Annotated in this window: 10 protein-coding genes; 3 read left to right on the top strand and 7 right to left on the bottom strand. The window is 67.1% G+C overall.

Annotated features, from left to right (window positions below):
- Positions 1–207 precede the first annotated feature (207 nt).
- A complete protein-coding gene (locus IT361_09735; GenBank protein ID MCC6317959.1) occupies positions 208–3,147 on the top strand; it encodes a hypothetical protein in 2,940 nt (979 codons plus the stop codon).
- Between the two features lie 389 nt (positions 3,148–3,536).
- Here the strand turns inward: IT361_09735 and IT361_09740 are convergent, their stop codons facing one another.
- On the bottom strand, positions 3,537–3,938 hold the full coding sequence (locus IT361_09740) for a hypothetical protein (GenBank protein MCC6317960.1): 402 nt from the start codon (positions 3,936–3,938) through the stop codon (positions 3,537–3,539).
- Between the two features lie 170 nt (positions 3,939–4,108).
- Between IT361_09740 and IT361_09745 the strand changes: the two genes are divergently transcribed.
- The gene (locus IT361_09745) at positions 4,109–7,405 is read left to right on the top strand and encodes a PD40 domain-containing protein (protein MCC6317961.1); all 3,297 of its coding nucleotides are present in this window, start codon (positions 4,109–4,111) and stop codon (positions 7,403–7,405) included.
- A gap of 57 nt (positions 7,406–7,462) precedes the next feature.
- Here the strand turns inward: IT361_09745 and IT361_09750 are convergent, their stop codons facing one another.
- Entirely contained in the window at positions 7,463–9,487 is a 2,025-nt protein-coding gene (locus tag IT361_09750; GenBank protein ID MCC6317962.1) for a S9 family peptidase, read from the bottom strand.
- A 494-nt stretch (positions 9,488–9,981) separates the two neighbouring features.
- Here IT361_09750 and IT361_09755 point away from each other — a divergent pair, with 494 nt between their 5' ends.
- Positions 9,982–10,971 (top strand): lyase, encoded by a 990-nt coding sequence (locus tag IT361_09755; GenBank protein MCC6317963.1) that lies wholly within the window; start codon positions 9,982–9,984, stop codon positions 10,969–10,971.
- 185 nt (positions 10,972–11,156) lie between these two features.
- Here IT361_09755 and IT361_09760 read toward each other — a convergent pair whose 3' ends face one another.
- The 5 genes from IT361_09760 to IT361_09780 form a co-directional block, all read right to left on the bottom strand.
- Positions 11,157–11,570, bottom strand: coding sequence for a hypothetical protein (locus tag IT361_09760; protein MCC6317964.1), 414 nt, complete (start codon positions 11,568–11,570; stop codon positions 11,157–11,159).
- Between the two features lie 116 nt (positions 11,571–11,686).
- A complete protein-coding gene (locus IT361_09765; GenBank protein MCC6317965.1) occupies positions 11,687–12,049 on the bottom strand; it encodes a hypothetical protein in 363 nt (120 codons plus the stop codon).
- Between the two features lie 83 nt (positions 12,050–12,132).
- Positions 12,133–12,483: a hypothetical protein gene (locus tag IT361_09770; protein ID MCC6317966.1), complete on the bottom strand. Its 351-nt coding sequence runs from the start codon at positions 12,481–12,483 to the stop codon at positions 12,133–12,135.
- Between the two features lie 118 nt (positions 12,484–12,601).
- A complete protein-coding gene (locus tag IT361_09775; GenBank protein MCC6317967.1) occupies positions 12,602–13,780 on the bottom strand; it encodes a hypothetical protein in 1,179 nt (392 codons plus the stop codon).
- Positions 13,777–14,004, bottom strand: coding sequence for a hypothetical protein (locus IT361_09780; GenBank protein MCC6317968.1), 228 nt, complete (start codon positions 14,002–14,004; stop codon positions 13,777–13,779). Before IT361_09780 ends, IT361_09775 begins: the two co-directional genes overlap by 4 nt.
- Between the last annotated feature and the right edge of the window lies 1 nt (position 14,005).

Consider the following 14,005-nt stretch of genomic DNA (forward strand, 5'->3'; position numbering starts at 1 on the left):
CGGATGCGCCGAAGAACGCCCGCCTCGCCCCGTGCCGACGTGCCTGGTGTGCGGGGCATCGGCAATGCGCCGGCCCTATCCGAGGTTGCTTCATGAGATGTTCACGAACCCCGGGGGGGAGATCGCGGGGTTGGTGGGGGACATGGCGCATCCGCTCGCCGGTGCGTATCTGGAGGGGTCCGCCACCGCCCTCGCCCGGAGTGAACCATGTCCTGCCGGATCTCCGCCCTGCTGTGCCTCAGCCTGCTTCTGGCCACCGACGCCCAGGGCCAGGGCAGCTCGGCCACCACACCCCGACCACAGCTCAACGCCACCGACGATCCGCTGCTGCGTGGCTTTAGATGGCGATCGATCGGCCCCACGGGGCAAGGGGGCCGCGTCAACGACATCGCCGTGGCCGAAGGGAGGCCCTCTACCTTCTATGTAGGCTTTGCCACCGGCGGCCTGTGGAAGACGACGAACATGGGCACGACGTTCACGCCCGTCTTCGACACGTTCAGCACGCACTCGGTCGGCGACGTCGCGCTGGCGCCGTCCAACCCCGACGTGGTGTACGTCGGCACCGGCGAGCCAAACAATCGACAGAGTTCGTCGTTCGGCGACGGGATGTTCAGGAGCACTGACGGCGGCGCGACGTTCTCGCCCATCGGCCTGCGTGAGACGCAGTCGATCGCCCGCGTGGTCGTACATCCGCGTGACCCGAATACGGTGTGGGTCGCCGCGGTGGGCCGGCTCTTCGGGCCAAACCCGGAACGCGGCGTGTTCAAGACCACGGACGGCGGCCGCACCTGGAGCAAGGTGCTCTACGTCGACGAGCACACCGGTGCCACGGATCTCGTCATCCACCCACGTGACCCCAACACGCTGCTCGCGGCCACATACACGCGCCGGCGGACGTCATGGGGCTTCGCTTCCGGAAGCGCGGGCACCGGCATCTGGAAGAGCACCAACGGCGGACAGACCTGGTCGCGGGTGTCCGGCAACGGGCTCCCGGCCGGCGTGATGGGACGCATCGGACTCGACTGGTCACGTTCGAACCCCGGCGTTGTGTACGCACAAATCGAGGTGGGGCCGAGCGCCGAACCCATCCAGTCGGGCGCCCGCGCGGCGGGGGGACAGGGGAGTGGCGCTCAGGGCGGCGGTGGCGGCGGCGGATTCGGCCAGCAGAACCAGCCGCCTGACGATCGCGTGAGCGGAATCTGGCGCTCGAACGATGGCGGGCGCTCCTGGCAGTTTCGCTCGAACGAGAACCAGCGTCCCATGTACTACTCGCAGATTCGCGTCGACCCGAACAACGAGGACGTCGTGTACGTGGGCGGCGTGAACGCGGCCAAGTCCACCGATGGCGCAAAGACGTTCCGCCAGCTCACCGGGTACGGACACGTCGATCATCACGCCATCTGGATCGATCCGCAGAACAGCGAACACGTGATCTACGGGAACGACGGTTCGGTCGACGTGTCGTGGGATGGCGGCACGACCTGGGAGTCCATCCGACATTGGGCGGTTGGTCAGCCCTACCATGCGTCGGTGGACATGAAGCGCCCCTACACCGTTTGCACCGGCCTCCAGGACAACGGCTCATGGTGCGGACCCTCGTCCGTGCGCTCGGGCCCCATCCTCGGCCAGGACTGGTTCCGCGTAGGCGGCGGTGACGGGTTCTACAGCCAGATCGATCCCACCGATCCGAACATCCTGTACACCGAGTCGCAGAACGGGAACGTGAACCGACTCGACCTGCGCCAGGGCACATCGGTGAGCATTCGTCCCCGCGCACCACAGCGCGGGCCCGACGGGGGCGCCAACTTCGGTGCAGGAGGGCCCAACGTGTTCCCCACACCGGAGCCTGGAACCGTGTTCCGCTTCAACTGGAACATGCCCATCCAGATCTCGCCACACGACGCCAACACCATCCTCACCGGGGCAAACCGACTCTTCATCTCCAGGGACCGCGGCGCCACGTGGTTCATGAGCGGCGAACTCACGAAGGCGGTGAATCGCGACGATCGCGAGATCCTCGGGATGAAGGGCTCTCTGCCGTCCTGCAACCGCCAGCGCGTCGGTACGTGCATCAACTCCAAGAACGACGGCGTCACCTTCTACGGCACGATCATCGCCGTCGGACAGTCGCACATCTCGCCGGACGTCATCTGGGTCGGGTCCGATGACGGGAACGTTCAGGTGTCACGGGACGGAGGGCGCACCTTCACCGAAGTCGGCAAGAACATCCCCGGCGGTACCCGCGAGTACTACGTCTCACGGGTCGAGCCTTCATACTTTGATCTCGGCACGGCCTACGTCTCGCTCGACGGTCACCGGCACGATGACCTCCGGCCGTACGTGTACGTCACGCGCGACTACGGCGCGACGTGGTCCGCGATCACCGGGGATCTCCCGGGCTTTGGCAACGTGAACTCGGTCCGTCAGGATCCCCGCAACCCCAACCTGCTGTATGCCGCGACGGAGTTCGGCTTCTTCACGTCGCTCGATGAAGGCAGGACATGGAAGCGATTCATGACGAACCTGCCCGTGGTGCGCGTGGATGACGTGATCGTGCATCCGCGGGACAACGACCTCGTGCTGTCCACGCACGGACGAAGCGTGTGGATCATGGACGACGTCACGGCGCTGCAGCAGCTCACGCCCGCCGCCATGCAGCAGGACGTGATGCTCTTCGAACCGCGCAACGCGGTGGCCTGGAAGCAGGACATCCGATTGCGGCGCTCGGTGACGGGCCAGAAGAACTTCGAGGGCGACAACGCCCCGACGGGCACCGCCATCGCCTACTATCTGAAGGCGCCGGTCACGGGTGAGGTCAAGGTCACGATCCGCGACCTCGGCACCGGTGATTTCGCGCGGACCATCGACGGCCCCAGGGAGGCGGGCCTGCATCGGGTGCAATGGAACCTGTGCTCCGATCTGCGCCAGGTGCCGCCGGGACAGGGCGGCGGATTCGGTGGCGGCGGTGGCGGCGGCAACCCGTGTGCCCAGGGTGGCGGCGGTGGTGGTGGGGGCGGAGGCGGTCAGGCCGGCGGTGCTCGCATTGGACGTGTCGCCGCGCCAGGTGCTTATCTCGTGACGCTGACCGTCAACGGCCGGGAGTACACGAAGACGGTGACGGTGCTCGAAGACGTGTGGATGCCGTAGAACGACTGCTGGCGTGGTGAGGCACCAGCGCGTCCGCACTCGCAGGCCCGTGCCGGTGCGTGTCGGTGCTGCCCGCACTCGTATGCGGTGGAATCTCCGTTCGCCGTGCAGCACGGATTCGACCAGTGGAAGGGTTCGCCGCCGAATAGCGGCGGGAGATGTGCGAAGGGTCCGGGTCGCGCCCTGACGCGACCCGGACCCTTCCTTTCCTGAACCGGTTGGCGCGGGGCGCCGGTCCGTCAGCGGTGTGTTGCCCTAGCGGGCGGCAGCGATCCGCGCCGTTCCTGGGTCATGAGACAATGGATCACCTCCTCGCAAGCGGGTGGACGTGAGGGCTACCCTTGCATCGGGAACCATAGCGCGTGACGTCGGCAACCGGAATTGCCGCATCACGGAAGCGGCGTGATCGGCACGGCGCTCTGCTGCCGATGCGCCGAGAAATCGCCAATGGGCGGTGTGCCGGCGTCGAGCGCCGGCGCCGCGGCGGGACTCGCCAGCGCGTTCCGCCGCGGGCGCAGCAGCATCCAGCCCGACCACAACAAGAGCGGCGGAATCGTGATCCACCCAAACACTGCGGAGAGCGGAATGGCGCTCATCCACGTGGTCGCACCGCCCTGCATGATGGTCAGGGTCAACGTGCCGTCATCCACCCCGGCGCTCACGCTCCCACGTGACAGCTGCATCAGGATCGTCGCGGGCTTCCAGAGCGCCAGGGCACCGAGCGCGGTCCAGTAGCCAAGCCACGAACCGAGCAGGTGGCGGGGAGTCAGCCGTCCAATCCAGTTGGTCATGGGTCCTCCATGGGGCCGCACCGCGTGCCGCCGCGGCGTCACTCATCATACCACTTCACGCGGCCTGAGGTTCATCGGCGCGTTGCGTGCCTCGTGGCGGGGGGCGAGGTTGACGGCCAGCGCCGTCACCGCGCACGACGCACCCTCCTGCCCACCGGCACCACCGCCCGATGACCCGACACCTTTTCATCGCCTCCTCGGCCCTCGCCCTCTCCCTCACGTCCCCGGCCAGCGCGCAGGGCACCCTGCTCCTGCGCCAGCCCACGGTGAGTGCGCGTCATATCGCCTTTGCGTACGCAGGGAACATCTGGGTGGTGGACCGCGGCGGCGGTCAGGCGCGTCGCCTCACGTCGTTCCAGGGCGGATCTTCAGACCCGCGGCTTTCGCCCGATGGCCAGTGGGTTGCCTTCACTGGAACCTACGCAGGAAATGCAGATGTGTACGTGGTCGCGGTGGATGGCGGCGAGCCGGCGCGCCTCACCTGGCATCCGGGCAATGACGCCGTCACCGGCTGGACGGCCGATGGCAAGCGCGTCGTGTTTGCCAGCGGGCGGGCGAGTCACGCGCCGAACGCCGTGCCGCGCTTCTGGACCGTGGCCACCACGGGCGGGTTCGAGCAGCCGATGGCGCTGCCTCGCGCGTTTCAGGGTCAGGTGAGTCCCGACGGCGGGCGCATCGCCTATCGCATGGCGTCGTCCTGGGACGATGAACGGCGCAACTACCGCGGCGGACAGAACAAGCCCATCTGGGTGGTCAACCTCGCGAACTGGGCGACCGATACCATTCCGCGCCCGATCAACTCCAAGGAGATCGAGCCGGTGTGGCTGGGTGATGACGTGTACTTCATTTCGGATCGCGACGGGGTCCAGAACGTCTGGCGCTATGGCTCGCGCTCCAGGCAACTCACGCAAGTCACGAAGTTCCGCGACTTCGACGTGAAGACGCTGGGTTCCGGCGGCGGCGCCGTGGTCTTCGAGCAGGCCGGTCGCATCCACCTGCTCGATCCGGCGTCAGGAACGAGCCGTGCGGTTCCGATCACCGTGACGGGAGACTTTCCCTGGATCATGCCGCAATGGAAGGACGTGACGGCACGCGTCTCCAACCTCGCGCTTTCGCCCACCGGGCGACGTGCGCTGGTCGAGGCGCGCGGCGAGATCTTCACCATCCCCGCCGAGAAGGGCGACGTGCGCAACCTCACGCACACGAGCGGCGCCGCGGAACGCATGCCGACGTGGAGCCCCGATGGGCAGTCGATCGCGTGGTTCTCCGACGTGTCGGGCGAATACCAGCTCGTGGTCGCGTCGCAGGACGGCATGACGTCGCGGTCGATCGCGCTTCCGTCCATGAGCTTCCCGTACTCGCCATCATGGTCGCCCGACTCGAAGAAGCTCCTGTTCACAGACACGCATCTCAGGCTCTGGGTCGTGGACGTTACCTCGGGGACGGCACGCCAGTTCGACGGCGACCCGTTCATGGTACCGGAGCGTTCGATGAATCCGGTGTGGAGCCCCGACTCCCGATGGATTGCGTTCGCCCGACGCTTGCCGACCTACTATCGCGTGATCGTGGTGATGAACGCCGAGACCGGTGAGCAGAAGCAGATCACCGACGGGCTGGCCGATGCCACGTGGCCGGCCTGGGACGCCAACGGCAAGTACCTGTGGTTCCTCGCGAGCACCGACTTTGCGCTGCGCTCGCAGTGGCTCGACATGACAAACTACGAACGGCCGCGCACCAACGCGCTCTACGTCGCGGTGCTCAAGGCCGGCGAGCCGACACCGTTCACGCCGGAGAGTGACGACGAACCGTTGGGCGGCGCCGGCCGTCCACCGACACCAGGCGGTGCCCAGGCAACCGACGCGGCCCAGTCCGCGGCGCCGCGGTCCGTGGCGGTCGCGATCGACTTTGACGGGTTGGCGCGGCGGACCATCGCCGTGCCCGGCATCTCCGCGCGCGACTACGCGCAGCTCAGGGCCGGATCTGCGGGGACCGTCTTCTTCACGGAGAACGTCGCGGCGTCTGGCACGGGCGGCGGTCCCGGAGGGGCACCGCTGCACCGCTACGTGCTGCGCGAGCGTCGCGCCATGACGTTTGCTAACGGCGTACAGCAGTACACCGTCAGCGCCGACGGCCGCAAGCTGCTGTACCGGACCGGTGGACCACAGGCCGCCCTCTACCTCGTGGATGCCGGCGCTCCCTCGGCGCCGGCCGCGAACAGCGGCCGGCTCAACGCGACGCTCCGCATGTGGTGGGATGGCAAGGCGGAGTTTGCGCAGATCTTCGAGGAAGCGCGCCGCAAGGTGCGGGACTACTTCTATGTGCCGAACCTGCACGGGACTGACTGGCCAAAGGTGGTCGCCCAGTACAAGCCCTTCCTCGCCCACGTGGTGCACCGCGAGGACCTGAACTACCTCCTCGACTGGATGGAGGGCGAGACGGCGGTCGGGCACTCGTACGTACGTGGCGGGGACATGCCCGCCGTTCCTGACGCCAACGGCGGCCTGCTGGGAGCCGACCTCGCTATCGAGAACGGTCGCTATCGCATCACGCGCATCTACGACTCCGAAAGCTGGAACCCGGAGTTGCGCGCCCCGCTGGACGCGCCGGGAATCGACGTCCGTGCGGGAGAGTACCTGCTCGCCGTAAACGGACAGGAGCTCCAGGGTTCGGACAACGTCTATCGGTTGCTCGACGGCACGGCGAACCGACAGACGATCATCACGGTGAATTCGCGCCCGACGCTTGAAGGCGCGCGTCGAGTCACGGTGGTGCCGGTGGCGAACGAGCAGGGACTCCGGACCCGCGCCTGGGTCGAAGGCAACCGGCGGCTCGTCGACTCGCTCTCCGGCGGAAAGCTCGCCTACCTGCATCTCCCCAACACCGGACAGGGGGGCTACGCCTCGTTCAACCGCTACTACTTCGCGCAACAGGACAAGCTTGGCGCCGTCGTGGACGAACGATACAACGGCGGTGGCTCCGCGGCCGACTACATCATCGAACTCCTGAGCCGCGACTTTGACGGATACTTCAACAACCCGGTGGGGGATCGGCGGCCCTTTACGTCGCCCTCGGCCGGGATCTGGGGCCCAAAGGTGATGATCATCAACGAAATGGCCGGCTCTGGCGGCGACCTGATGCCGTACATGTTCCGCCGCCGCAAGATCGGTCCACTCATTGGCACGAGAACCTGGGGCGGCCTCGTGGCCACCTCGGACCAGGCACCTTTTGTCGATGGAGGCGGCCTCGTGGCACCTCGGCTTGGCTTCTTTGATCGCGACGGAAAATGGGCCGTGGAAAACGAAGGCGTCGCGCCAGACATCGAGGTGGAGAACTATCCGCGCGAGGTGATCGCCGGTCGCGATCCTCAGCTCGAGCGAGCAGTCGCCGAAGCGATGAAGCTGCTTCAGGCGAATCCGGTGGTGCTGAGGAAGGAGCCACCCGGGCCCACCTGGGGTCGACGACCCTAGAAGAACGCAGCGGGGCCCGGCAGACGCCGGGCCCCGCCGTGCCTCGGGCGCTGGGCGTTACGGGTTGTTGCTCACTGCCTTCGTCCGCCTGAGCACGTGCTCCGAGAACCACTTGTCCTGTTCCACGTCCAGGTGGAGCCGGTGGACCGGCTCGGTGATGCCGTGTCCTTCGCGCGGATAGCGGAGGAACTCGACCGTCTTTCCGAGCTTCTTGAGCAGCCGATAGTACTCGTCGGCCTGCGGGATGGGCACGCGAGTGTCGTTCTCACCGTGCGTGATCAACAGCGGTGTGGTGACCTTCGTGGCATGCTCGATGGGCGACCACCGCTCGTACGTGGCCTTGGACGCACTCGGCAGGCCGCCGAAGCCGAACTCCAGCAGATTCGGGATATCGGTCTGACCAAAGAACGAGTACCAGTCGGAGATGCCGGCGTGGCCGATCGCGGCCTTGAAGCGCGAGGTCTGCGTGACCGTCCAGAAGGTCATGAACCCGCCGTAGCTGCCACCCATCACAGCGAGCTTTGACGAGTCCGCGACGCCCATCGCGATCACGTGGTCGACGCCCTTCATCAGATCGACGTAGTCCTTGCCGCCCCAGTCGTTCTGATTGGCCGCACCAAACGCCAGCGTGCGCCCGGAGCTGCCGCGTGGATTGCCCTGCAGCACGGCATACCCGCGCGCCGCCCAGATCTGGGCGCCGGCGTTGAAGTTGGCACTGTAGCGTCCAAACGGCCCGCCGTGGACCTGAAGGATCATCGGAACCTTCGCACCCGGCTGGTAACCGAGCGGGTAGGTGAGAATGCCTTCGATGGTCCAGTTGTCGGCCCCCTTCCATGTGATGGGCTCCGATCGGGCGATATTGAACTCATCCAGGCGATCTTGCTCGGCGAGAATACGCACCGGCTGTGTGCCGTCACGACCGGTGAGGTAGACGAGACCTGGCTCGGTGAGTGACCCACCACTCACCAGCCACTTCGTGCCGTCGGACGACGCCGAGAAGTCGCCGAAGACAAAGTCCTTGCCGAGGGGCACTTCCACCGGCGTGCCGCCAGAGGCCGCGATCCGGTAGAGCCGCGTCGTCAGCCCTTCGGCCGACGCAAAGTAGATGTGCGAGCCGTCGGCCGACCACTCGAGGTTGGAGATCGAGTAGTCGTGCGTCGACGTCAGGTTCCGCGCGGTGCCGCCCTGCGCGGGGATGACCTTCAGATCGATCTGGTCGGCCGAGTGATTGCGGAGGTCGCTCGAGGCGTACGCGATGAACTGACCGTTCGGGGAGAACACCGGGCCGTTGTCGGGGCCGAGGTTCGCGCCGGTGATGGCGCGTGGTTCGCCGCCAGCCGCGGGGACAATGTAGATGTCGCTGTTGTTGCTCCAGTTCGCATCGCGCGCCGTGGTGCCGGTGCGGTTCGAGCTGAACGCGATCCACTGCGCATCGGGCGAGAACACCGGCCCCTGGTTGTCGCTGGTACCGCTCGTGATCTGTGTCCGGGCCTTCGTCGCCAGGTCGAACGTCCACACATGCGTATACGTGAGCTTCTTCTCGGCGTAGTAGCCATCGTCCTTCTTCTTGACGCGGTCGTCCCATTCCTTCTTGTCGGGTCGCTCGGTTTCCTGTGTGTAGACCAGGTGCTGGCCGTCCAGGGAGAAGCTGCCACCCGTCGGCAGGCTGTCGCCTTCAACCAGCTTCACTGCTTCGCCGCCGCGCGGGGAAATGACGTACCAGGCGTTGCGCCCATCGCGATTGGACGTAAAAGCCACACGTCCATCCGGCAGGAACCGCGCGTTCGATTCACCGCGCTGGGAGTTCGTCAGCTGGAGCGACGTGCCCGCAGCCACGTCGTACAACCAGATGTGGGATGTGGCGGCCCACTCCCGGGGCTCGCGATCGGTGCGTGTGAAGAGTACGGTCCTGGCATCCGGCGAGAGCCGGTAGCCGCCGTACGTGGGCCGCGCGAGCACGTCGCGGAGCGTGATGTTTTTCTTCTGTTGGGCCGCCATCGGCGCGGCCAGCAGGAGTACCGTGGCGGCCGCCAGCGTGCGCAACAGGTACGCCCGGGTGCAGCGAGCGGAGGAGGTGTGCATGGTGTCGAGGTCGAAGGTGGAAGACGCCGGACGCCGCCAGCGACGCGGAACGCCCGCAGAACCTACAGCCGGGCCGCGGCCGCAACAGCCATCGCGGGGCCTGATGCCGCCGCGGCAGCAGAGACGCGTTGCGCGGCGCTCGCTCGCCGTCGGGCCCGAGGGGCCAGCGAGCGCCGTGTGCTCCCCGAAGCCCACCCGGTTCGCGGTACCTCGCTGGCAAGGCGTTCCGCCTCTCAGCGTGGCACGCCCACGCTCCGCTGACGTGGGCGCACCAACGCCACAGCCGGGTCGGCCGGCGCGGCATCCGGAACGGCGGAGGCGAACGCGCACCCCGCGTCACAGAGTGCTCGTCGGGTGGCGGAGCCAGCGAGGCAGCGGCGAGTCTGCGGGTGTAGCCGATGCCTGACGGACGTCGAAAGCTTGACAGCGGGGACACCGACCCACCGTATGGAGCGAACTGCGCTGCATTCTCGCCCCTTCAGCTCGCCGCCGCCATGCTCCTCACCCTGAGCCTTGCCGCCGTGACGGCGGTCGCCCCCATCGCATCGCGACGGCCCGCCGTCGACACCATCACCATCCGTGAGTGGAGTGTGCCGTGGGACAAGACCCGCCCACGCGACCCCTACGTCGCCGCCGATGGACGTATCTGGTTCTGCGGCCAGGCCGGCAACTACATCGCCGTGCTCGATCCGCGCACCGGCAACTTCAAGCGCTACGAGCTGTCGGAGAATACCAACCCGCACAACCTGATCATCGACAAGCAGGGCTTCATCTGGTATTCGGGGAACGTGAACGCGCACATCGGCAAGCTCGACCCCAGGACCGGCGAGATCACCCGCTTCCCGATGCCCGATCCGGCGGCACGGGACCCGCACACGCTGATCTTCGACAAGGCAGGCAACATCTGGTTCACCGTGCAGAACGGCGCCTTCGTCGGCCACCTCGACACGAAGTCCGGCAAGGTGCGCCTCGTGAAGATGGAAGCCGGGTCGCGCCCCTACGGCATCGTCATGAACTCGCGCGATGAGCCGTACTTCAACCTGTTCGGGACCAACCGCATCGGCACCATCGATCCGAAGACGATGACGCCACGCACGTTCGCGCTGCCTAACGAACGCGCCCGCGGTCGACGCATCGCCATCACCTCCAACGACGACGTCTGGTACGTGGACTACACGCGGGGATTCCTCGGCAGGCTCACGCCGTCCACCGGCGCTGTGCACGAGTATCCCTCACCGGGAGGCCCGAACTCGCTGCCGTACGCGCTCACGGTCGACGACCACGACCGACTGTGGTATTCCGAGAACGCGCCCAACCGGCCGAATCGCATCGTGGGCTTCGACCCGCGCTCCGGCATGTTCGTGCCGGGCATCGAGGTGCCCAGCGGTGGACAAACGGTGCGACACATGATCTTTCATCGTCCCACGCGTTCGCTCTGGTTCGGCACCGACGCGAATACACTCGCCAGGGTCACTCTCCCGTGACGCGCACCACCGCGTCGCGGATCCAGCACTCAGGTCCGTCTGCTCGGCAGGATCGGCAGCGAGCCTGAGTTGCTTACCCCGCGCTCGTGCGGGCCACACGTGCCAGTGCCGTTCCGCCGCCGGGAGTGGGCAGGGTGACTGAATGTGTGTGACGCCTTAACGGCGTCCTCTGACACGCGTCCGATTCAACAGCGGTGAGGGCACAGCCGCCATGCACCTATAGCGAATCGGAGGGTTCCATGCGTTCGATGATCGTCGCTCCACTCGCGGCCCTGCTCGTGGTCGCCACCGCCTCGACGCTCGAGGCCCAGTCTGCTCCGCCCCGATGCTACCGCATGCCCTGCGATCTGCTCGAGGATGTCCGGGATCGACGGGAGAACCGGCGTGATCGCGCGGAGGACGTGCGCGACCGACGCGAAGATGTCCGCGATCGGGCCGAAGATCGCCTGGATCGACGCGAAGACCGGCGCGATGCGCGCGTCGACGGTGGGCCGAGGGATCGACTCGAGGATCGGCTCGATCGGCGAGAGGATCGTGCGGATGTGCGCGAGGACCGTCGTGATCGTCGCGAGGACGTGCGCGATCGTGCAGAGAATCACCGCGACCGCCGCGAGAACCGTCGCGACCGCCGTTCCTGATCAGCACCTCTTCAATGGCAACCGACCCCCGCTCGATCAGCGGGGGTCGGTTTGTCTGTGCCGTACGTTGACTGGACTCAGGGACGCGGCGTGAGCTCGACCCGTTCGGGTGCAGCGATCGCCTCGCGCTTGTCGCGCGCCGGCATCAATGATGTCCTGGTCGACGGCATCACCGCCGCGATCGCAGCGCGCGTGAGCGTCGTCAGCATCGGGATGCCGAGCCCGGTGGCCGCGAGGGCAAGGTTCGCGGCCAGCAGCCGTCCCGTCCATCGGTTCACGAGCGAGCGATCGCGCGTGAGTACGAACGCCGAGATGGCCACGCCATTCATCACGATGAAGGTGAGCGCCGACCACCGAAAGGCTGTCGTGCCGACGCCTGCGAGCCAGCTGAGCATGCCGTCCATGACGCCTCCGCCTGATGCGGCTCCCGCGGACCCCATGGGGTGTGAGGGAGTGGGTCGGGGTCCTGCGGTCGCCGCTGCGCCCTATATACGCCACGCAACGACGATGCGCGAGAGGCGATCTATCCCTTGCCGAGGAGTTTCTGCGCGGCCTTGATGCGGCGATCGGCCGCGCGACGGCTTTCGCCTGCGTATCGACTCTCGGCCTCCATGCTGCCGAGGATCGCACTGCCGCGCAGGATGATTCGCGGCGCACCCGGCAATGGCACCGCCGTTGGGTCGGGCTTGAAGGTGTAGCTCCCCATGAGCGCGTCGCCCTCCATTTCGACCGTCACGCCGGGGGGCAGAAGCAGTTCGACCGATCCCAGCAGGATTTTGGTCTCGATGATCGTCTCGCCCTCGGCGAGGCGCGCCTCGCGCAGGTCAACTTCGACGCTGCCCATGCAGCAGGCGATCCGCAGGTGGCGCGGCACCTCCCACGCCCCGCGTCGTTCCTGCGAACTGAAGAACGACAGGATGCCTCCGCGTTCCCGCACCGCGTCACCTGGGACAACGTCGAATTGATCCTGGCGCGTCGGAAGCGTCATGGTCTCAGGGTGCTTCGATGGGGAAACCTGTCGCCGCCACGGCGCGCTGCAAGGCGTCGAGATCGGGCGCGCTGCCCTGTGCCAGGCGCGGCGACCCTCCACCCTTCCCACCGACGGCCGTGAGCGCGGCCTTCACGCTGCGGCCGGCATCCACGCCCGAATCCTCCGACGACGCAATGAGCAGGGCGCGCGAGGCATCGAGCACGGCGACGTAGACGGCTCGTGGCTGGTTCGCCATGGCCAGTGCGAAGGCGCGCACCTCGTCAGCACCACTGGTCGCGCGACGTTCCACGATCCACCGAACACCTTCTGCATCCGGCGCGGTCGAGTCCCAGCGGGCGCGCGCACGATGCCCGGCAAGCTCGTCTTCGAGTTTCCGTCGTGCGGCCTCGACCGTACGCAACTGCTCGGCCTGCGCGGGCACCAGGGTTCCCAGCTCGTCGATGGACGCCGAGGCCGCGGAGGCGAGAGATGCAAGAATGCTGTAGTCCATCCGCGCGCGACGCACGGCGCGGGCGCCACACACGAACTCCACGCGCGTCTGGCGGCGCATCCGTTCGGCCCGACGCACCAGGATCGGCCCGATCTCGCCGGTGGCGCGCACATGTGTCCCGCCACAGGCGCTGCGATCGATGCCGTCGATCGTGACGATGCGGAGCACGCCCAGCCGATCCGAAGCTTTGCGCAGCGAGGTGACGGTCGCGGCGTCCTCGAACGACACCGTCACCGCGCGATTCGCGGCGACCACTTCATTCGCACGCGCCTCGGCGGCCACGAGGTGATCGAGCGGAATCGCGTCGTGCGCGAGGTCGAGCGTGGCGTAGTCGGGGCCAAAGTGCACGCTGGCCGTTTCGTAGCCGAACCGGTCGGCGAACACGGCGGAGAGCAGGTGTTGACCGGTGTGCTGCTGCATGTGATCGAACCGACGCGACCAGTCCACCACACCCTCGACCGCACCCGGTGCAAGCGGCGCCTCGAGCACGTGAGCGACGCGTGCCTCCTCGTCGATCACGTCCGTCACGGCCACGCCGCTGATCGTGCCCCGGTCCGCCGGCTGGCCACCCGAGGTCGGGTAGAACGCCGAGCGATCGAGATAGACCCGCCGGCCTTCATCGGTCACGTCGACGATGGTTCCGCGGAACGCGCAGAGGTAGGCGTCGCCGTAGTAGAGCCGTTCCGTCATGAAGCGTCCCCGCGGATCGCGGCCGGTGATTCACCCGCGCGGCAGCGCACGCAGAGCATCGAGGCGCCAAAGGCGATGGCGATGCGTCGCCCGATCGAACCGTGCAGGTGCACACCGCAGAGGATCCGGCGACAGCGCTCGCACACGCCCCCGGAGGTGACCGAGAAGCGGCGGTCACATTCGTCGCACTCGGTGAAGAAGATCGACTTGCGGAAGAATGGCACT

The sequence above is a fragment of the Gemmatimonadaceae bacterium genome (assembly GCA_020846935.1).
Classification (GTDB): Bacteria; Gemmatimonadota; Gemmatimonadetes; order Gemmatimonadales; family Gemmatimonadaceae; genus RBC101.